Source organism: Burkholderia sp. MR1-5-21 (assembly GCF_053427715.1).
Genome location: NZ_JBSAXD010000001.1, coordinates 585,552 through 606,326 on the forward strand (window position 1 = coordinate 585,552; position 20,775 = coordinate 606,326).

Annotated in this window: 14 protein-coding genes and 2 pseudogenes; 3 read left to right on the forward strand and 13 right to left on the reverse strand. The window is 65.2% G+C overall.

Going from position 1 to position 20,775, the window contains the following annotated elements; all coding sequences use genetic code 11:
* Positions 1–356: 356 nt before the first annotated feature.
* Positions 357–1,424: pseudogene (locus ACV229_RS02485) on the reverse strand (glycosyltransferase); the annotation flags it as partial.
* Between the two features lie 306 nt (positions 1,425–1,730).
* Here ACV229_RS02485 and ACV229_RS02490 point away from each other — a divergent pair.
* The 3 genes and pseudogenes from ACV229_RS02490 to ACV229_RS02500 all read left to right on the forward strand — a co-directional run bounded on the left by ACV229_RS02490 (position 1,731) and on the right by ACV229_RS02500 (position 6,477).
* Positions 1,731–2,804 (forward strand): annotated as a pseudogene (locus ACV229_RS02490) (glycosyltransferase family 2 protein).
* A 337-nt stretch (positions 2,805–3,141) separates the two neighbouring features.
* Positions 3,142–5,340: a glycoside hydrolase family 3 C-terminal domain-containing protein gene (locus ACV229_RS02495; RefSeq protein WP_448081525.1), complete on the forward strand. Its 2,199-nt coding sequence runs from the start codon at positions 3,142–3,144 to the stop codon at positions 5,338–5,340.
* Between the two features lie 156 nt (positions 5,341–5,496).
* Complete coding sequence (locus ACV229_RS02500) at positions 5,497–6,477, forward strand: aldo/keto reductase (protein ID WP_448081526.1); 981 nt, start codon at positions 5,497–5,499, stop codon at positions 6,475–6,477.
* 148 nt (positions 6,478–6,625) lie between these two features.
* Here ACV229_RS02500 and ACV229_RS02505 read toward each other — a convergent pair whose 3' ends face one another.
* From ACV229_RS02505 to ACV229_RS02560, 12 genes are all read right to left on the reverse strand, one after another.
* A complete protein-coding gene (locus ACV229_RS02505; RefSeq protein ID WP_448081527.1) occupies positions 6,626–7,774 on the reverse strand; it encodes a branched-chain amino acid ABC transporter substrate-binding protein in 1,149 nt (382 codons plus the stop codon).
* A gap of 79 nt (positions 7,775–7,853) precedes the next feature.
* Complete coding sequence (locus tag ACV229_RS02510; RefSeq protein WP_448081568.1) at positions 7,854–9,068, reverse strand: M24 family metallopeptidase; 1,215 nt, start codon at positions 9,066–9,068, stop codon at positions 7,854–7,856.
* Between the two features lie 95 nt (positions 9,069–9,163).
* Positions 9,164–10,294 carry an FAD-binding oxidoreductase gene (locus tag ACV229_RS02515; RefSeq protein ID WP_448081528.1) on the reverse strand — a complete coding sequence of 377 codons (1,131 nt, stop codon included), beginning with the start codon at positions 10,292–10,294 and terminating at the stop codon, positions 9,164–9,166.
* Positions 10,295–10,309: 15 nt separating this feature from the next.
* Complete coding sequence (locus tag ACV229_RS02520; RefSeq protein WP_448081529.1) at positions 10,310–11,566, reverse strand: aromatic ring-hydroxylating oxygenase subunit alpha; 1,257 nt, start codon at positions 11,564–11,566, stop codon at positions 10,310–10,312.
* 170 nt (positions 11,567–11,736) lie between these two features.
* Positions 11,737–12,666: a LysR substrate-binding domain-containing protein gene (locus tag ACV229_RS02525; RefSeq protein ID WP_448081530.1), complete on the reverse strand. Its 930-nt coding sequence runs from the start codon at positions 12,664–12,666 to the stop codon at positions 11,737–11,739.
* A 123-nt stretch (positions 12,667–12,789) separates the two neighbouring features.
* Positions 12,790–13,935 (reverse strand): porin, encoded by a 1,146-nt coding sequence (locus ACV229_RS02530; RefSeq protein WP_448081531.1) that lies wholly within the window; start codon positions 13,933–13,935, stop codon positions 12,790–12,792.
* Positions 13,936–14,248: 313 nt separating this feature from the next.
* Positions 14,249–14,698, reverse strand: coding sequence for a cupin domain-containing protein (locus ACV229_RS02535; RefSeq protein ID WP_448081532.1), 450 nt, complete (start codon positions 14,696–14,698; stop codon positions 14,249–14,251).
* A 34-nt stretch (positions 14,699–14,732) separates the two neighbouring features.
* Positions 14,733–15,764 (reverse strand): GlxA family transcriptional regulator, encoded by a 1,032-nt coding sequence (locus ACV229_RS02540; protein WP_448081533.1) that lies wholly within the window; start codon positions 15,762–15,764, stop codon positions 14,733–14,735.
* Positions 15,765–15,859: 95 nt separating this feature from the next.
* Positions 15,860–16,861, reverse strand: coding sequence for a LysR substrate-binding domain-containing protein (locus tag ACV229_RS02545; RefSeq protein ID WP_448081534.1), 1,002 nt, complete (start codon positions 16,859–16,861; stop codon positions 15,860–15,862).
* A 197-nt stretch (positions 16,862–17,058) separates the two neighbouring features.
* A complete protein-coding gene (locus ACV229_RS02550) occupies positions 17,059–17,829 on the reverse strand; it encodes a pyrroline-5-carboxylate reductase (RefSeq protein WP_448081535.1) in 771 nt (256 codons plus the stop codon).
* Between the two features lie 100 nt (positions 17,830–17,929).
* Positions 17,930–19,423 carry an aldehyde dehydrogenase gene (locus ACV229_RS02555; protein ID WP_448081536.1) on the reverse strand — a complete coding sequence of 498 codons (1,494 nt, stop codon included), beginning with the start codon at positions 19,421–19,423 and terminating at the stop codon, positions 17,930–17,932.
* A gap of 16 nt (positions 19,424–19,439) precedes the next feature.
* Positions 19,440–20,771 (reverse strand): NAD(P)/FAD-dependent oxidoreductase, encoded by a 1,332-nt coding sequence (locus ACV229_RS02560; protein WP_448081537.1) that lies wholly within the window; start codon positions 20,769–20,771, stop codon positions 19,440–19,442.
* Positions 20,772–20,775: the final 4 nt, after the last annotated feature.

Genomic DNA, 20,775 nt, shown 5'->3' on the forward strand with positions numbered 1-20,775 from the left:
TTCGCCAGGATGACGGACCCGTTTCATCCGCTCCTGAATGTACACCCCGTTTCAAGATGGTCTTGTTACGAAACTTTAAACATCGAATCAGTCGGTTACTCCGCCGCTCGCCCCTCGCCCGTGCGATTCGGTCATCCAGACCGGATTACCTTCGATCATTTCCGTCAATCCGTGTGGAATACTATCCAATTTCCCGCGAAGCCGGAACGATTACCCGCCATTCATTCCGGAATGGTTCAAAAGATGCGAAAACACTTCCGCCATTCGCATAATCCGGGGGTTTCGCGCGCGCTTTGCGATGCCTGCGGCCGACACGCACATGATCGCGCTGTGGCCTGCCCGCCGCAACACGTCCGTCACGCGCGCAGGTAATCCGTGTCGGCGTCGGCAGTGTCGATCCGGATATCGCACGCAGCCCCTCGCTGCCGCGCATCGGCAGCGCCGGCCATCTCGTTCTGCAGCAGCGCATAGCCCTCCAGCACGAAACGCGTGAACTCGGCGTTGAAGCGTGCGGAGCCGAAGCGTTCCGCCTGCACGCGGCATGCATGCGCGCCGAAGGTGCCGGCCGGCAGCGCGTCGAACCGGTCGAGCGCATCGACGAGCGCATCGGCCGTCTGCGTGCGGTAGAAGAGCCCTGTCGGCCGTGCGCACGGCCACGCGCGCACCGACTCGCACACGCCGCCCTTGCCGAACGCGATCACCGGCGTGCCGCACGCCTGCGCCTCGACCGGCGAGATGCCGAAATCCTCCTCGGCCGCGAACACGAACGCACGCGCGCGCTGCAGGTGATCGTGCAGGACGTCGAACGGCTGGTACCCGAGCAACGTGATGTTCGGTCCCGCGAGCGCGCGGATCTTCGCGTATTCGGGGCCGTCACCGATCACGACGAGCCGGCGCGATGGCGTGCGCGAGAACGCTTCGACGATCAGGTCGATCCGCTTGTACGGCACGAGCCGCGACGCGGTCAGGTAGAAGTCTTCCTTGTCCGCGCGCAGCGTCAGGTGGTCCGTGTCGACGGGCGGATAGATCACAGTCGCGTCGCGCCGGTACGTCTTGCGGATGCGACGCGCGACGAAGCGCGAATTCGCGGCCACGCAATCGACGCCGTTCGCCGATCGCGCATCCCGGTTGCGGATGTAGTGCAGCAGCGCGCGTGCCAGCACCGACTTCAGCCCGCGCGCGAGCCCCGCCTCGTTCAGGTACTGGTGCTGCAGATCCCACGCATAGCGCACCGGCGAATGCACGTAGCTCGCATGGAACTGGTCGGGACCGCTCAGCACGCCCTTCGCGACCGCATACGAGCTCGACAGCACGATGTCGTAGTCCGACAGGTCGAACTGCTCGATCGCGAGTGGAAACAGCGGCAGGTAGCTACGGTAACGCTTGCGCGCGAACGGCAGCTTCTGGATGAACGATGTCCGTATCATGGCCGCCATGCGATGCGGCGATGCGCGGGGTGCGGCGTGCCGCGCATCGACCGTCATGCGGACGGCGCGCGACGGCGGCCGTCCGTCAACCGGGCGTGGCGGCAGGCAACGCGTCCATGTCCGCGCCGACCGAGCGTATGTCTACCGCGAAGGGATTCCGCTGATCGGCAGCCCGTCCGCACGGCGCTAGCGCGGCGTTAGCGCGGCGTCGGCACGACGCCTGCGGCCCGCGTCGCTTCGTCGGCGGACAGGCGGCAGCATCGAATCTCGACGTTTCAATCCGGCATTGCAACGGAGCCGCACATGGCAGACCTCACCGTCGCGATCTGCAACTACAACCACGCCGCGTACCTGCGCGGCGCCATCGATTCCGCGCTCACGCAGACGGCCGGCGGCGTGAGCGTGCTGGTCGTCGACGACGGGTCGACCGACGCGTCGCGCGACATCATCGCGTCGTACGGCGAGCGCATCGCGGCGGTCTTCCAGGCGTACGGCGGCCAGGTTTCGGCCTACAACCGTGCGCTCGAACATATCGCGAGCCCCTACGTGATCTTTCTCGACGCCGACGACGTGCTCTATCCCGATGCGGTCGGCCAGGTGCTCGCGGCCTTCGCGGCCGGCGGCTACGTGAAGGTCCACTATCGGCTCGACGTGCTGACGCACGACGGTACCGCGACGGGGGTCACCGTGCCGCAGTCGGCGGTCGATGCCGATTGCGGGCGGCTGCTGCGCGCCGGCTGGCTGTATCCGTCGCCGCCGGGATCGGGCAACGCGTACGCGGTCGCGGCGTTGCGGCGCCTGTTCCCGGTCCCCGTCAACGCGGACAACCGCCACGGCGCAGATTTCTATGCGATCTACGGCAGCGCGCTGCTCGGCGCCGTCCACATGATCGACCGCGCGCTCGGCGGCTACCGCGCGCATCAATCGGCCGCACACGCAGCGGAAGGCTCGGGCGACGGCGCCGCCGATCTCGCGTTCGCCAATGCCGAAGACGCGGCCACCGGCGCGGCGAAGACCGGCCAGCGCTGGACGACGCTGCGCACGCTCGCCGGCGCGCGCTTGCACGAAGCGCTGCCGACGTCCCCGTACGATTTCTCGATCGAGAAGGCGCTGTTCGCGAGCGCGCTGTATCGCGCGCCGCTCGGGCGGCGCTGGCGCTGGTTCCTGCATGACTCGGGACGCTATTGACACACGGTGCTGCGCAATCCGTTCTGGCGGCCGTTCAAGAAACTGGCCGTCTGCGGGCTCACGTTCGCGTGCCTGCTGCCGTCGGCGTCGATCAGCGATCGGGCGATCCGCTATCTCGCGAATCCGCTGGCGCGGGCGCGACGCGATCGCCGCGCGCAGACGGCGGCCGAACCTGCTGCGCGCCGGTAGTTCTTACGCCGATTGCCGCATCCGCTCGGGAAGGATGACCACGTTCTCCGCCCCGTCGGCAACGCTCCCGCAAAAAGATCAGACATATCGGTAGAAACACCGATGCTGTAGTCAAACTACATTGCTACCGTAGGCCACTGCAGAGAATCGCTACATCCGATCCGTCCGTGCCGTGGCGATCGGGCCCACCCGGCCGTGACGATTCCCCGCGTGGCCTGACATGCGACGCCGCAGCCATCCCGCATCGCCAGCCATCTGCGTCCCGTGCGAATCCATCGGACGCGCGCAGCTCCGGACCACATCCGAACAACCGGCAATAACAATCATGGAGAGCAACATGCGGGCAACACTCTGGCCGGCCGCCGTGCTGGCAGCGACCCTCTGCATCAACGCCAGCGCGGCCACGACCGACTTCACGTCCCCTGCCGACGCCGCCGACGCGTTCGCGTCGTCCGCCGCCCAGCGGCGCGCCGACCTGCTCGTGCGCAAGATGACGCTCGACGAGAAGCTGCAGTTCATTCATTCAGAGTACGAAATGTCCAAAGTGCCCGGCGGCGGCGCGGGCTATATCCAGGGCGTGCCGCGGCTCGGCATTCCCGACCTGAACATGGTCGATTCGGCCACAGGCTCGGGCAGCACGTCGCAGGCCAGCACGACGTTCCCGGCGACGCTCGCGGTCGCCGCGAGCTGGGATCGCCGCGTCGCGTACGACTACGGCAAGGAAGTCGCGGTTCAGTTGCGCGCGCAGGGTTTCGGAATGGGGCTCGGCGGCGGCACCAACCTCGCGCGCGAACCGCGCGGCGGCCGTCTGTTCGAGTATCTCGGCGAGGATCCGCTGCTCGCCGGCGACCTGCTCGCCGAGCGCACGCTCGCGACGCAGCGGCACAAGGTGATCGCGACCATCAAGCACTACGCCGGCAACGAGCAGGAGCACGGGCGCATGGGCGGCAACAGCCAGATCGACGAGCGCACGCTGCGCGAGCTCTACCTGCTGCCGTTCGAGATCGCCGCGAAGCGCGCGCGGCCCGGCAGCGTGATGTGCAGCTACAACCGGCTGAACGGCGCCTACGCGTGCGAGAACGCGCATCTGCTGAACGATGTGCTGAAAAACGAATGGGGCTTCGAAGGACAGGTCCAGTCCGACTGGGGCGCGACGCACAGCACCGCGCAGGCGATCAATGCCGGTCTCGACGAAGAGGAGGACGTCGGGCCGACCGTGTACCTGACGCCGGCCGCCGTCAAGCAGGCGATCGCGAACGGCTCCGTGTCGACCGCCCGCCTCGACGACATGGTGCGGCGCAAGCTGTTCGTGATGATCCGCACCGGCGTGATGGACGATCCGCCGAAGGGCGGCGGCAAGATCGACTTCGCGGCCGCGAACCGCTTCGCACAGGCCGTCGCCGAACAGTCGATCGTGCTGTTGAAGAACGACGCCAACCAGCTTCCGCTCGCGCCCACGCTGTCGCGGATCGCGGTGATCGGCGGCCACGCCGACGCGGCCGTGCTGTCGGGCGGCGGCTCCGGCAATACGCGCGCCCCGGTGACCGGTTCGTTCGCGGGCTGCGGCGGCCTCGCGTTCGGCACGTCGACCGGCTGCAGCTGGTGGCGCAATCCGTGGCTGAAGGTCGACGTGCCGATCGTCGCGGCGATCCGCGCGCTTGCGCCGGCCGCGCAGGTCAGCTTCGCCGGCAACAGCGACCAGCAGGCGCCGTTCCGCGCGTATACGCAGCAGGAAATCGACCAGGCGGCGGCGCTCGCGGGCCGCTCGGACGTCGCGATCGTCGTCGTCGCGCAGCCGGCCGGCGAGGACTTCGGCGACCTGCAGAGCCTCTCCCTCGCGAATCCGTCGAACCAGGACGCGCTCGTCGACGCCGTCGCGCGCGCGAACCCGCATACGATCGTCGTCGTCGAAAGCGGCAATCCGGTGCTGATGCCGTGGAAGGACCACGTCGCCGCGATCGTCGAGGCGTGGTATCCGGGCGAAGGCGGCGGCACCGCGATCGCGAACGTGCTGTTCGGCCAGGTCAATCCGTCCGGCCGGCTGCCCGTCACGTTCCCCGCGCGCGACCCGGACACGCCGACCTGGGGCGCGAACGGCGCGTTCGACAGCGATCCCGTCTACGCGGAACAGCTCGACATGGGCTACCGGTGGTACGACGCGAAGAACATCGCGCCGATGTTCGAGTTCGGGTATGGCCTGTCGTACACGCATTTCACGTACTCGGGGCTGTCGGTGTCGCGCCAGCGTGACGGCTCGCTCGGCGTGTCGTTCACCGTGCGCAACGACGGACGCGTGGCCGGCGCGGATGTGCCGCAGGTATACCTCGGCGTGCCGTACAAGGACGAGCCGCCGAAGCGGCTGGTCGGATGGGAAAAGATCCGCCTGAATGCGGGCGAAACGCGGCGCGTCCACGTGACTGTGTCGCCGCGCATGCAGAGCGTGTGGGACACGTCGCGCAACGGCTGGCGCTACGTGCCGGGCGGCACCGTGTACGTCGGCGCATCGTCGCGCGACATCCGGCTGCAAGGCAGCTGAGCGTCGTGCCGGACGCCGGGGCGCCGATGCGTTGCTCGGCGCCCCGGCGCGCGGCGGTGTCCGGCGCGTTTTTGCGCGCGGTAATACACTTGCGAAGGTTCGCCGCACAGCGTGTGCGGCGAACATCCAACCGGAAAATCGCAAGGAGCAACAGCAATGGAATATGTCAGGCTCGGTTCGACAGGGCTGCAGGTTTCGCGTCTGTGTCTCGGCTGCATGACTTACGGCGTGCCCGAGCGCGGCACGCATCCGTGGACGCTCGACGAAGAGGCGAGCCGTCCGATTCTCCGCCAGGCGCTCGACGCCGGCATCAACTTCTTCGACACCGCCAACATGTATTCCGACGGCACGTCGGAAGAGATCGTCGGCCGCGCGCTGCGCGACTTCGTGAAGCGCGACGACGTCGTGATCGCGACCAAGGTGTTCAACCGCATGCGCCCCGGCCCGAACGGCGCGGGCCTGTCGCGCAAGGCGATCCTCACCGAGATCGACCATAGCCTGAAGCGTCTCGGCACCGACTACGTCGATCTCTACCAGATCCATCGCTGGGACTACCAGACGCCGATCGAGGAAACGCTCGAAGCGCTGCACGACGTCGTGAAGGCCGGCAAGGCGCGCTATATCGGCGCGTCGTCGATGCATGCGTGGCAGTTCAGCAAGGCGCTCTACACGTCGAAGCTGAACGGCTGGACGCAGTTCGTCAGCATGCAGGATCACCTGAACCTGCTGTATCGCGAGGAAGAGCGCGAGATGCTGCCGCTGTGCGCCGACCAGGGCGTTGCGGTGCTGCCGTGGAGCCCGCTCGCCCGCGGCCGGCTCACGCGCGACTGGGATGCGTCGAGCGAGCGTGCGCAGAGCGACGTCTACGGCAAGACGCTTTACGAAGCGTATGCCGCCAACGATCGCGCGATCGTCGAGGCCGTCGCGACGATCGCACGGCGGCGCAATGTGCCGCGCGCGCAGGTGGCGCTCGCGTGGCTGCTGCAGAAGTCCGGGGTCACCGCGCCGATCATCGGGGCGTCGAAGGCCCAGCATCTCGATGACGCCGTTGCGGCGCTGTCGCTCGAACTGAGCGCGGAAGAAATCGCGGCGCTCGAAGGACCGTACGTTCCGCACGCGGTCGCAGGGCACGAGTAATCAGCTTTTTCGCCTGTCGGGCGGGGCCTTGCAGCAAATTCTCCGCGGCGGCCCCGTCAGTTTCGGGACCAGGTGCTGCATGAAGAACCACCCGCTGTTCACGCCGGCCGATGCATGGAATCGGCCGGCGTCATGAAACGCGATCGCGTCACTCCGCGCCGATCGTCGTGACCGGAATCCAGCGGCCGCCCTTTACCTGATAGAGCGTCGAAGTCGGATTCTTCAGGTCGCCGTTCGCGTCGAACGCAATCTTTCCGGTAATGCCGTCGTAGCGTGTCGCGCGAAGTGCCGGCAGGAACTCGGCGGGCGTCGCGGAATTCGCCTGCTGCATCGCGTGGATGATCACCCATACGCAGTCGTAGGCGAACGGCGCATAGGTGAGCATGTTCGCGCCAAAGCGCTGCCTGAATTTCTGCGCGAACGCCTTGCCTTGCGGAAGCGTGTCGATCGGCCGGCCGTATTCCCACGCCATCGCGCCTTCGGCCGCCGAGCCGGCGACGTTGATGAAGATGCTGTCGGCGATGCCGCCGCTGCCGACGAACTGGACGTGCATGCCCAGTTGCCGCATCCGCTTGGCAATGAGCGCCGCCTGGTTGTCCAGGCCGCCGAAGTACAGCAGGTCCGCGTTCGCCGCCTTGATGTTCGTGAGTTGCGCGTTGAACTCGACCGCCTTGTCGTTCGTGTATTCGGATGCGACGATCGTGCCGCCGGCAGCCAGCGCGGCCTTCTTGAACTCCTCCACCGCGCCCTGGCCGAACGCGGTCCGGTCGTCCATGACTGCGATGCGCCGCGCCTTCATCACGGCGACGGCGTACTTCCCCGCAACGCCGGAATTCTGTGTGTCGGTCGCGATGATGCGGAAGACCGTCTTCAATCCCTGGCGGGTGATTGCCGGATTGGTGGCGGCCGGGTCGATCAGCGGGATGCCGGCCTTCGCGAATATCGGCGCGGACGGCAGCGCCACGCCGGAGTTGTAGTAGCCGACCACGGCGGCCACGCCGTCGTCGACCAGCTTCTGGGCGACCTGGACACCGATGCGCGGGTCACCCTGGTCGTCCACCGAGTCGAGTTCGAAACGGACTTCCTGACCGCCCAGCCTGATGCGCTGGGCGTTCGCCTCCTCGACGGCCAGGCGGACGCCGTTCTCGAGATCCTTGCCGTTCGCGGCACTGACGCCCGTCAGCGGGCTGGACGCACCGATCTTGACGATTTGTTGCGCGCACGACTGACCGCAGGCGAAGGACAACGCGACGACACTCAGGCCGGCGGCAAGCAATCTGCGTGGAAAATCGAGCATGGTTCGATCCCGATTTCAGGAAATGGCCGTTGCCTTGAACTATAGAGGATGGAAGGAACAGCGAGCGGCCAAACGCGTGTCACAGCCATTCGGTTTCAAATGCACACGTCGTGAGGGGCATGCAACCGGCGTCCGTGATCACGACCTGCTGTTCGAGCTTGACGCCCTGGATTCCGCCCTCGGCACCGATATAGCTCTCGACGCACACCGTCATGCCCGCTTCGAACGCGCCGTCGTAGCCGGCGTCCTCCCAATCCACCTGATGAGCGATGGACGGATATTCGTCGACCATGCCGATGCCGTGGGCGACACAGCTGTACCGGTTCTTCAGGTACGCATCGGGAATCTTCCAGGCCTTTTCCGAGAACTCGCGGAAGCTCATGCCCGGACGCAACAGGTCCATGTTGAAATGGATCTGCGTATGGGCAGCGTCATAGAGCGTGCGCTGCTCGTCCGTCGGCCGCGTGTGTCCCACCGTCCAGGTCCGCGAAATATCCGAGCAATACCCGTTGGGCCCGACCATATCGGTGTCGAACGCCAGCAACTCGCCGTGCTGCAGCACCCTGGACGAACACTCGTGCATCCACGGATTGGTTCGCTCGCCCGAAGCAAGCAGCCGGGTTTCGATCCACTCGCCCCCGGACCGGATGTTCTCGTAGTGAAGGTTCGCCCAAAGGTCATGCTCGGTCATGCCCGGCCGAAGCTCGCGACGCATGCGCGCAATCCCCGTTTCGCAAGCGCGCAGCGACGCTTTCATCAGCAGAATCTCGCCGGGGGACTTGACGGCGCGGGCGACTTCCATCATCGCCTGCCCATCCACCAGTGCGAGGCCGTACTTCACCAGAAGGGCCGTGCCAACCGGGTCGAGCCGGTCGACCGCGAGGCGGGGCGCGCCGGGTGAGCGTTGCCGCAACACGTCGACGATCTCACGCGCCCAACCATCGGCGCGACGCTCGATGTCGGGCCCCGCACTGAAAAAGGTCCAGCCGACGGCGCTGCGCAGTTCGAGGTCGAGGCCCAGTCCGTCCCACACGTGCTCGCAACGATGGAACTCCCAACCGACGACGCGGCCGTCGGCAAATACCAGCACGTAACGAGACGGATTGCGTCCGGTCCAGATCTGCATGTTCGACGTATCCGTCGCGTAGCGGATATTCACCGGATCGTAGAGCAGTATCGCCGGACAATCGTGCAGCAGCAGTTGCGCCCGCACGCGGGCCAGCCTGTATGCCCTGACGTCCTCCAGCGTTTGTTCCGCGCGCCCCGTATCGGCAGCACGACCCAAGTCGATCATCCCGGCATTCGACATGCGCATCCTCCGGGGCCCCGTGGCACCCCGCTATCGATTGAACATCCTCGTGGCGTATTCGCGGCTCACCGGCGCGCAGATCAAAGCTCCAGCACCAGATCGGACGTCGGACGGCTGCAGCACAGCAGCCGAAAGCCCTTCTGCACTTCGCGATCCCGGATCCCGCCGTTGTGCTGCATCTCCACCGCGCCTTCGAGAAGCCGCGTCTTGCACGTGCCGCAAACACCCTGGCTGCAGGACGACGCGATTGCCACGCCGGCTTTCTTTGCAGCGGCCAGCACGGTTTCCGATCCGTTCATCGTGAAGCGCTTCGACGAGCGTGACAGCCTGACCGTGAAGGTCTGCTGGCCGCCGGCGCTTTCGGGCGGGCACGGCTCCGGCGCGGTACCCGCAGCGATGTCGAAGCTTTCCTGGTGATAGCGAGCCGGGTCGTGACCGCCTTCGCGAAGCAATGCCCTCACCGCGCTCATGTAGCCGGCCGGCCCGCAGGTGAACACCTCGCGATCGGCGTAGTCCGGCACCCACTCCGACAGCATCGGGAGACTGAGGCGGCCCGTCGGGCCGGCCCAATGCTCCTGACCGCCCACGGTTTCGCATACGAAGTACAGACGAAGACGGGGCGACAGTTTCGCCAGCCGCTGCAGTTCCTCGCGGAAAATGATGTCGGCCGGCGTCCTGGCGCTGTGCACGAACACGATCTCGCGATCGAGCCCCAGGTCGATGCTCGCCCGCGTCATCGACATCAGCGGCGTCACGCCCGAGCCGGCCGACAGGTACAGCATCTTCGCGGCAGGCGACGCGGTCGTCGTGAACGTGCCGGATGGACCGTATGCGTCGAGCCGCGCGCCCGGCTTCATGTTGTCATGAAGCCAGTTCGACATGACCCCGCCCGGCACCCGCTTGACGGTGATGGACACGAGATACGGGCGTGTCGGCGGCGACGAGATCGTATAGCAGCGCTCGACGGATTGTCCGTCCACGCTTGTCGATACGGTCAGAAATTGCCCCGGCTCGAATCGCACGGGCAACCCGTCGCCTGTGTGAAATTCGAAGCTCCTGACGTCGTGCGTTTCGTCGATCACGCGGCAACAGGTCAGCGTCTGCCGTTCGCTGCTCGGCCACGCCCTGCTGCCGCACTCCCACGTGCGGGCGTCGGAAAGCCGGTCGGCCACCGCCGGCGCAGGGTCGAACATGGTCTGAATGGCGTTCATGATCGTGCTTCCCCCTCAGACGCCGTGCGCCTTCAGCCGCGCCGCATACCAACGGGAGAACTGGTCCACGTAGGCTTCGGTGAACGGCGAGAACATCCCCGGCGAATACGCCGGATCCTGCGTGCCCGCATGCGTGATCTCGACGAGGTGCTGGTCCTGCCGGTTCGTTGCAGTCCACACTTCCGTCAGATTGGACACGTTGTAATCGACGCCTTCCACCGCGTCGGCGTGGACGAGCCATTTCGAGCGCACGAGCGTCCTGTCCGGCGCGAGCGGGATGATGTACGAGACGACGGCATGGTCGCTCATCACGTGCGTCCACGAATTGTGCGTCCACAGATGCACGTCGCCGAGATCACGCCGTTGCAGATTGCCGAACAGCCTGGTGCAGGCGACCTTGGTGCTGATGGTCTGCGACTCCCCGCTGCCGGCGATGACGAGTTGCTGCGTCCGGAACTGGGTGACCGCGTCCTCGTCGAGCCACTCGACGGACGATCCGGCGAACCCGTCGCGCTCCCAGCTCTGCTGGCAGGCGGCATTGCGTGCCTTGTACGCTTCGAGCGCGCCAATCGACGCTTCGTCGAGGTTATCGGGGCAGAAGCCGAAGTCTTCCGGAAGGAACGACGCCGTCAGTTCCGGATGAGTGCCCGCGCAGTGATAGCACTCGCGGTTGTTCTCGATGACCAGTTTCCAGTTGCCGTTCTCGATGATCTCCTGTTCGAAGGCGATCTTGGTGGCCCGCAGGTCGTAGGGCGCGAAGCGCGACGTCATCGTCTCTTCCAGCTTCGCGATGTCCTCCGGTGCACGATCGTCGAGGCACACGAAAATATGCGTGCCGATGATCTTCGTGTGCACCGGCAGCAGGCTGCGGCAGTGCGTATCGAAGTCCTTGCCCATGTGCGTCGCATGGCGCAGGCTTCCGTCGAGATCGTACGTCCATTGATGGTACGGACACACGAGCATGCCGACCGTCGACTTCCCGGCCGCCTTCAGGCGGGCGCCGCGGTGACGGCAGACGTTTCGGTATGCACGAATGTTTTCGTCATCGTCGCGAACGATGATGACCGACGCCTTGCCGATGTCGACGGTCGACACGTCGCCCGGCTCCGGAACATCCGCGGTGACCCCGACCAGGATCCAGTGCTTGTGGAAGAAAATCTCGACGTCTGTGTCGAAGACGTCCTGGCGGCCGAACAGTTCTCCGGGCATCCCATAGCCGGGCCGCCGGCTGCGGATCAATTCGCCATGGGTCTTTGCTTGCAACGCAGACATCGCCTTTCTCCAATGTTCAGGGTGAGCGGGACTTCGTGTGTTCCCGCTTGAGCCCAGTATTGGATTGACGAAAAAGAGCGTCAACGCGCTTTATTTTCCGGCTGGCATTACTTCAGGTCATGCGACCGCGGACGCCGCCAGCGGTGGCCCGGGGCGGCTTCGCCAGCACTTCACCCCCGATCGATGTCTGCCCGAAGCCAGTCGATCAGGCCGTCGATTTCGGGGGTGATCGTGCGCCCGTGCGGCACGACGACGTAGTACGCGTCGGTCATCCTGAGCGAAGCCGCCGGCAGTCGAACCAGTTCTCCCGTATCGAGCAGGCCCTGGACGAGCCTGCCCCAGCCGAGCGCGATGCCCTGGCCGTAGCGCGCTGCCTCGATTGCGTCGGTGTACAGGCTGCACCGAAAAGCGAAATTCAGCCTCACGGGATTGAAGCCCACCGCCCGAAACCACGCTTCCCATCCCATCCAGCCCTCTGACGTGGAATCCGACTCGATCAGCGCGGCGTTGGCAATTTCCTGCAACGACTCGGGCGTCCCGCGCGATTCGACCCACGCCGGCGAGCAGACCGGGAACACTTCTTCGTCGAAAAGCAGCGTCGCGGTGCCGTCCCCCCAACTTCCGTTTCCATAACGAACCGCGACATCGATCTCCTTGTGCCGCAGGTCCGCAGTGAACATCGACGTGGAGAGCCGAAGCTGCAGTTCGGGCCGGGACTGCTTCAGCGACGCGAGCCGCGGAAGCAGGCGGAAATGGGAAAAGGCCGCCGTGGCCGCGAGCACGAACTCCCGCTGTGCGGGGCCGCTCGCCAGGCGGTCGAATACCCCGGCGATCTTCTGCATCGATTCGGCGACAACCCGATACAGCGCCGCCCCCTCCTCGGTGAGTTCGATCGAACGGTGCAGACGGTGAAACAGGCGGCACCCGAGCGTGTCTTCGAGAAACTTCACCTGGCGACTCACCGCTGCCTGCGTGACGCCGAGTTCGTCGGCGGCCAGCGTGAAGCTGCCGAGCCGCGCGACCGCCTCGAATTCGACGAGCGCGGTCACCGAAGGGATGATCCGCCGGTAGCCTTTGACGGGAGTCGACGCAGATTTCATGTTTCGGATCAACGTATGTTCTACCGCGCAGATTCTACCAACCTGTCGCCCCGCCATTCGTCACACGTGCACTCGCGGGGAGCGGCCGCTGCGTGCCGGTCGCTCCCTCCGGCACGGCCCCGCTCAGAACTTGTGGCGCAGCGCGACGCGCGCGACGACCTGATTCCGGTTCGACGACACGTCGTCGGCGCCGGGCACATAGGCAACGTCGAGGACGGTGCCGGTGCGGTCGCCGCCGACGTGCTGGTATGCGCCCTGTACGTACACGTCCGTGCGCTTGGACAGGAAATAATCGGCCATCAGCCCGACGCTCTGATAGTTCGGATGCTGCTTGCCGCTCGTCGCGTTGAAATCGGCGCGCGTGTACGTGTACATCGCACCGGCGAAGAACGATGGCGTGAACTGATACTTGCCGTTGATCTCGACGTTCTGGAATCGCAGGCTCGACAACGTGCCGGCGGCCGGCGTGATCGCACCGACGTATCCCGAGCTGAGCGGGTTGCCGACGTACGTGTTCGTGTACGCGATGCCGACATTCGCCGGCCCGAACGTATAGCTGGCGCCCGCGCCAAAGATCCGGAGCTTGTTGCCGACGAAGTTTTCGTCGCCGCCGTTGTTGATCGCGCCGCCCGCGCTCGACGACGGATGATCCGCCTGCAGGTAAGCCGCGGCGAGCAGCAGGTTTCCGACGGTGTACTGGGCACCGGCGCTGTACTGCCGATTGTTCGCGAAATTTGTGTCGTTGCTGAAACTGTAGGTACCGCCGAACTGCAGGCCGCCGATGTTCGGGCTCGCGTACTTGACGGTGTTGTTCACCCGGAACGTGTTGTCCGTGTTGTCGTTGTCGTACGGGTGCGAGAACATGTAGCCGCCCCAGCTGCCGTTCGCGGTCGTCTGCGCGAGGTAATCGACGACCGAGTCGTACTGGCGGCCGAGCGTGACCGTGCCCAGCCGATCCGACGTGACGCCGACGTACGCCTGACGGCCGAACATCAGGCCGCCCTGCCCGAGCCGGCCGTTGTTGACATTGAAACCGTTCTCGAGCTGGAAGACGGCCTTCAGGCCGCCGCCCAGGTCCTCCGAACCGCGCAAGCCCCAACGGCTGCCCTGGACGAATCCGCTCTGGAGTTCGTAAACCTTGCTGCCCGCGACGTTGTTCGTGTAATTGAAACCTTCGTCGATCAAGCCGTAAAGCGTCACGGAATTTTGCGCCAGCACGGGCGCCGAAACTGCGGAAACAACCATGCACGCGAGAATTTTCTGTTTCATTCAGGTCTCCAAACCTTTTATTCCGGGATATCGCGAATTCATCGCTAAAAGCAGCCTTCCGCCAATCGCCAGGTCAGATTGCCGCTACGGCTCGCTTTCGCAGTCGTCGTCTCGCACGGTCGGGGGCATCAAACGCACCGGCAACCATGTTCGCCACCCGGGACCGGACAGCAGCAGTCCGGCATCAGGTGCGACAACAATCGAAGCAGCCGGGAGCGTACCAATCCAAATTCCGGATGCCAGAAACGTTTCCTTGGGAAAATCCCATACTTTTGGTTATCCTGACCAGAAGCAGCCGCCTGCCGCCCGCACCTCACTGCGAAACCACGCTCGCACCGGCTTGCGCGACAACCAGCACCACACAGCCGCGTGCCGACGACGTGCTGTGCCGCGAACCGGCCGGATACGTCACGGTCTGGCCCGGCAGAAAATCGGTGCCGTCATCGTCCGTGAAGACCCCTTCCAGAATCAGGATCATCTCCGTCGAGTCATGCCGGTGCTCCGGTGATCGCGCACCCGCGTCGAGCCGCATCCAGTAACTGCTCCACGCACCATTCTCGTCTTCGGCCACCGGAATCCAGGAAAAGCCCGGCAGAACGGCGTCACTGATCTTCATGGGCCGCCAGTCGCGTTCATCGATCGAATACCAGCGGCGTCCGCCGTCGATCTTCAATCCGACAAGGGGAACCGCCATATCGTGTGTCCGGTTGCTCTGCATCGCGTCCATCTCCGAGCGTTCAACGTGATTGAAAAGACTGCGCATCGGCGTTGCGTGGTTTCGCGCGGTTTTGCGCGATCTACCCGACAAGCACCGTCTCCGCGGCATTCGGCAGCCGCGCCGCACGATACGCGTTTGGCGATTCTCCGAATTCCTTCCTGAACTCGCGACCGAGGTGCGAAGCATCCGAAAATCCGCAGGACGTCGCGATATCGGCCACCGTGCGATCGGAACTCGTCAGCAGCCACGACGCCATCCGTATCCGAATCTGTCTCGCGTAGGCGCGCGGCGACTTGCCCGTTTCCGCAGCGAAAAGACGTTCGAGCTGCCGCACCGACACGTCGAGCCGTCGGGCCAGCTCGATCTGACTCAGCGGCTGGCCGATGTGCTGTTCCATCAACAGAATGGCCCGCCGGACCTTCGGATGCGTCGCGGGCGCGAGCCCTGGCGGATGCGGTTGCGGAGCGTGCCCCTTTTGAGCATCGTCCACCAGCAGGATGCGGAGCGCCTTGCGGACGATCGTGGCTTCGACATGGCGAAGCAGGATGGCCGCCGCCACGTCGATCGACGCGCGGCCCCCTGAGCAGGTAATGCGGCGTCGGTCCACGACGAAAAGCCGGTCCGCGACGAGGTTGCGCTCGTCGATGTTCGGGAAGCGCTCGACGAAATCCCAGTAGTGAAACCAGCTCACGCAGATGCGATATCCACTCATCACGCCGGCCCGGACGAGCGCAAACGCGCCCGTACAAACGCCCACGAGCGTGGCCGACGTGTCAGCCATCGCGCGAATGAACGCCAATGTCGCATCGCTTGCCGACGGCCCCGAATGCAACAGCCCGCCCACGATCACGATGTAATCGAACGCCCCCGCCTGTTCGAAAGTCGTCCACGGCGTGATCTGGATGCCACAGCTCGCGCGAACCGGAACGAGATTTTCTCCGACGATGGTCCACGCGCATCGAACCGGCCGGCTCATGTCGCCTTCATCGCTCGCGAGCCTGAGCAGGTCGACGAAACCGGAGAATGCGGTCAGGGTGAAGTTCGGCAACAGCACGATTCCAAAGCGGAGTTGTCGTGAAGCTGCGGCTGTGGCGTCGATCGAGTGGCTCACGATGGAACTGCCTGCGTCAATGCATTCCCGACAAACGGAAACGACACATTTTCGGCCACCCGGGCGGCGCGTTGCGCATTCGGCTTCATCGCCCGCTATTTGCCGACTTCGACGCCGACGTCGAGCCAGCCGCGCATCATTGCGCCGACCTCGGCATCGAGCCAGTCGCGAAACTGCCGATACTCGGGGCGCGACCGTGCGTTCTTGTGGGTAATCAGATAATGATGACGGTCACGAAACACGAGCACGTCCGGAACCGGCCGCACCAGGCTCCCCTGCTCGACCTGGCGATGCACGAGGTGATGCCAGCCGAGCAGCGTCCCCTCGCCGGCTTCGGCCTGCGCAACAAGGAGCCGGTAGTCGTTGCTCTCGAGATGCTTGTTGTCGACCAGCGTGTCCGTGCCGTCACCCTGCTGAAACCAGTTTCGCCACACTCGCCAGTCCACATGCTCGCAAATCTGCGCACGCCCCAGCAACGACAGGTTCAACGTGGGTTGCGACAGCAGGTCCATCGGCTTCAATGTCCTGCCGCGAAAGTGACGTTCGTGGAACGACGGACTGCAAACCGGGTAGACGATGTCATGAAACAGCGGCTCGACCTCGAACTCGGCCTCGCGTGGCGGATTCTTGGTGATGATGACGTCGGGTTCCATCAGCTCGTCCAGCTCCATGAAGTGTTCCGTGACCATCACGTGCATCCGGATATCCGGAAAACGCTCGCGAAACGCCGGCAGCCGGAACGACAGCCACAGCGCGGAAAACGTATGGGAGACGCAGATCGTCAGCGCGTGCCTGTCCGTGCGGCGTACGGCCTCCGCCGCCTCCGCGATGTTCATGATCGACAGATACGACGCGTTGTACAGGATGCGGCCGGCGTCCGTCAGCGCGATATGCCTGCCCGTACGCTCGAACAGCGCGACGTCCAGGGAATCCTCCAGCTCCTTGATTTGTCTGCTGATTGCCGCCTGGGTCACGCACAGTACCTCTGCGGCCTGGGTGAAGCTCTCGTAGCGCGCCGCCGTCACGAAGCACCGCAGCGCGCGGAGCGACGGCATCTGCGCGAGGAGTCGGTCTGTAAATAGCTGCTTCTTCGACATGGCTTTCACTCTCAAAACGGATACTCGCGACGCAGTTCACGGCGCCGTTCGTCAACGCACGCAGTCTGCCGGCGCAAAACCTGCAATCCTGCCACGAACCGCACAAGCGAACCGGATCGAACCAGTTTGCGAGTCCGCCCGCCAGCTTGCAAGAGAGGCGCTTGCGGAAGCGGAGCACTGCCGGCGCGAACGGCACCCTACATGTGCCCTTCGATCCGCTTCAACACCCGATCGAGCGCTTCTTCGTAGTGCGCGTAGCTGCCGCGGCTCGATAGCTCGGCGTGCAGTTGCTCGTTGATGCCGCCCGGCGTCATGCAATGCTCGATCATGGCTGAAAAGGGCCGGTCCGTCCGCGTCGTTTCATGCGCCAGGCCGACGCAGTACCGGGACAGGAATGCGCGGGCCGCGTCGTATCGAAGCCCCTGCCGCACGAGCCAGGAAGCCTGACTTTCCAGCACCGCGTAAAAGCTTGCCATCGTCGCCGTCACGGCAGAGAGCGCGTCGAACGTGCGCTCGTCCTCCACCTCGACCGCCTCGCCCACCGCCTGGAACAGGGATTTAGCGACCCCGTCCGGCGGACAGATTGCCGTGCTCCCCTTGCCCTCGGCAACGGCCGGCAACGGTATCGCGCGAACGACCCTGGCCGCCGGGCGGACAAGCGCCTCCACGTTGGCGATCGGCATGCCGGCGATGAAGCTGACGACATGATGGCGCCGATCGAATTCGAGCGCCCGCAGCACGTCGGCGGCGATGTGCGGCACGACGGCAAGACAGACGACGTCCGACACGTTCAGCACATCCTGATTGCTGACGCCGATGCGCACCCGCGCGTCGAGTGCAGCCAGCGCGGCAGCCGTCGTTGCGCCGCGCGGAGAAAGCGTCACCCGGTCGAAGGGCATGCCGGACCGGATCAACCCGGTGACGACCGCCCTCGTGATCACGCCGGTTCCAATGAATCCAAGCTGCATTCGATTCCGCCTCCCGTTCGTGCGCGGCAGGCTCGTGCAGCGCCGCGCAACAGTGTGCCGGCCCGGCAGACACACCGGGCCGGCATTCATGTCGCCGCACTCAATCGAGCTTCAGCCACGTGGTCTTCAACTCGCAATATTGATCGTGCGCATACACGGACTTGTCGCGCCCGCCAAACCCCGACTGCTTGAAGCCGCCGAACGGCGTGGAAAGATCCCCCTCGCCGAAGCAGTTCACCGTCACGGTGCCCGCGCGGATGCGGGCCGCGATCTTGTGCGCGCTGTTCACGTTATCCGTCCACAGCGACGCGGCAAGCCCGTAGCACGTGTCGTTGGCGATTCGAACGGCGTCGTCGACATCGTCGTATTCGATGAAGCAGACGACCGGCCCGAACACCTCTTCGCGTGCGATGCTCATGTCAGGCGTCACCTGATCGAAGATCGTCGGCTCGACGAACCACCCGCCGGTCTCCGTCAGCGTCGCACGCCCGCCACATACGACGCGCGCGCCTTCCGCCTTCGCCTTCTCGATATGCCCAAGCACCTTTTGATGGTGCTTTTCCTCGATCAGCGCGCCGAGCTTCACGTCCGGATCGAGCGGGTCGCCCATCTTCCATCCCGCGAGCACCGCCTGGATTTTTTCCAGCAATTCCGCCTTCTTGTGCGACGGAACGAGGATCCGGGAACCGGCGCTGCAGTTCTCCCCCATGTTCCAGAACGCGGCTGCCACCGCCTGTTCGGCCACTGCATCGAGATTCGCGACATCCGGCAGAATGACCTGCGGATTCTTGCCGCCGCATTCGAGCACCACACGCTTCAGGTTCGTGTCCGCCGAATAGTGCAGGAAGCGCTTTCCGGTTGCGGTCGATCCGGTAAACGCGACGAGGTCGACGTCGGGATGGCGTCCCAGCGCCTGGCCTGCGCCTTCGCCGAAGCCGGTGACGACGCTGAGCACCCCCGCGGGCACGCCGGCCTCCAGCGCGAGATCGGCGACGCGCAACGTCGACAGCGATGTCTGCTCGGCCGGTTTCACGATCACGCTGTTGCCGACGGACAGCGCCGGGCCGATCTTCCATGCGAGCATCAGCGCCGGGAAATTCCACGGCAGCACGGTGCCGACGACGCCGATCGGTTCGCGGGTAATCATGCTGACGACGCCTGATCCCGACGGGGATAGCGCGTCATATCGCTTGTCGGTCACTTCGGCGTGCCAGCGAATGCAGGCCGCCGCTTCCGGAATATCCAGCCCGAGGCACTCGCCGATCGGCTTGCCCGCCTCGAGCGCTTCGAGAAGCGCCAGTTCCTCCGCATGCTCGTCGATCAGCTGCGCCAGTCGCAGCAGAACCGCTTTCCGATGGGCCGGCGCGGCCTTCGACCACACGCCGGATTCGAACGCTTCGCGGGCAGCCTCGACCGCGCGATTCACGTCCTTCTCATCGCATCGGGCCACGTCGGCCAGCACCTTGCCCGACGCGGGATTGAGCGTGCCGAACGTCTCGTTCGATGCGGCCGGACATCGCCGCCCGCCGATGAACGCCCGTCCGTCGAGCGACAGCGCTTCTGCTTTCTGCTTCCATTCCTGATGAGTCGTCATGTCCTGTCCTCATTGATCAAAGCTCGGCCCCCGCCGAAAATTCCTTCGCCCAGATCGCGGCCGATACGGCCACGTCGACGATCGGCCGAACCGGCAACGAACGCGGATGCGGCTGATTCAGCAGCTGACGCACGAGGTCGCCCGATTGACCGAGCGCGTATTCGGCGATGAGCTTGCCGGACGCGGATCCCCTGCTCAGGCCGAGGCCGTTGCATCCGACCGCTTCGAAGATGCCGTCGCCCCGCCGCCCGAACAACGCGCCGTTGTTCGCGGACAGGCACAACGGCCCGCCCCACGTGTATTCCAGTTCGACGCCGTTCAGCATCGGAAATCGCCGGTCGAACGATCGCTGATGCAGGCTTTTCGCCTTCACGAGGTCGGCCGGCGACACTTCGAGCCCGGGCCGGAACGCAAAATGGTTACGCACGCAGATGCGGTCCGTCGCCAGCCGACGCACGGTCGTGCCCATCGGGTCCGCCGGAATCAGCGACCACGATGGCGTTCCGCCGAGCCTGTCGACTTCGTCCGCGTTCAGCACGCGCGTCATCGACGCGAACGTATAAACGGGCAGCAACCCGTTCGGATGCCGGCCGAACGTCGCCGCGTAAGCGTTCGTGCAGAGAATGACCTGCTTCGCGACGATCCTGCCGCGCGCGAAATGCAGCACCCTGGCGTCGCCGCGATGCTCGATTTCTGTCACCGCACTCAGCTCGAATACCTTCACGTTCCTCGGCAGCGTCGCCGCCAGACCGCGCATCAGCGCGGCCGGCTGCACCGTGCTGCAGCCTGGCGTGAACAGGGCGCCGCGATAGAAATCCGTCCCGGTCACCGCGCGGATCGCCGGACCGTCGAGCCATTCGAACGCTTCATCGATCCTCGCGAGGCCGTCCGCGAAATGGGCGAGCGCCGCCTCCCCTTTCCGGTTGGCCGACGCATGGAATTTGCCGTCGTCCCGCCAGTCGCAATTGATGTTGTGCCGGCGTACCGCCGCGCGCACATAGTCGATCCCGTGACGCTGGAACCGAACGTCGGCCTTGTCCTCTTCCACGCTGCGCGAATAGCTTTCGCTGCTGATGTCGTGCGGCAGGTCGACGAAGAATCCGGAATTCCGTCCGGCCGTCGTGCGCCCGATGCGGTCCGCCTCGACGAGTGCAATCGACGCGCCGGGATCGAGCTCGGCCAGCCTCCGGGCGGCGCACAGTCCGGTAATGCCGCCGCCCACGACGACCCAGTCGTATCGACACTCGGACGATACCGTGTCCGCCGACGAAGGCGGCGGCAGGATTTCCCACCAGCCGTTGACGCCGTCAGGTGCGGGAAACCGCGCGAATTCCAGATTCGAGGCCATGTCG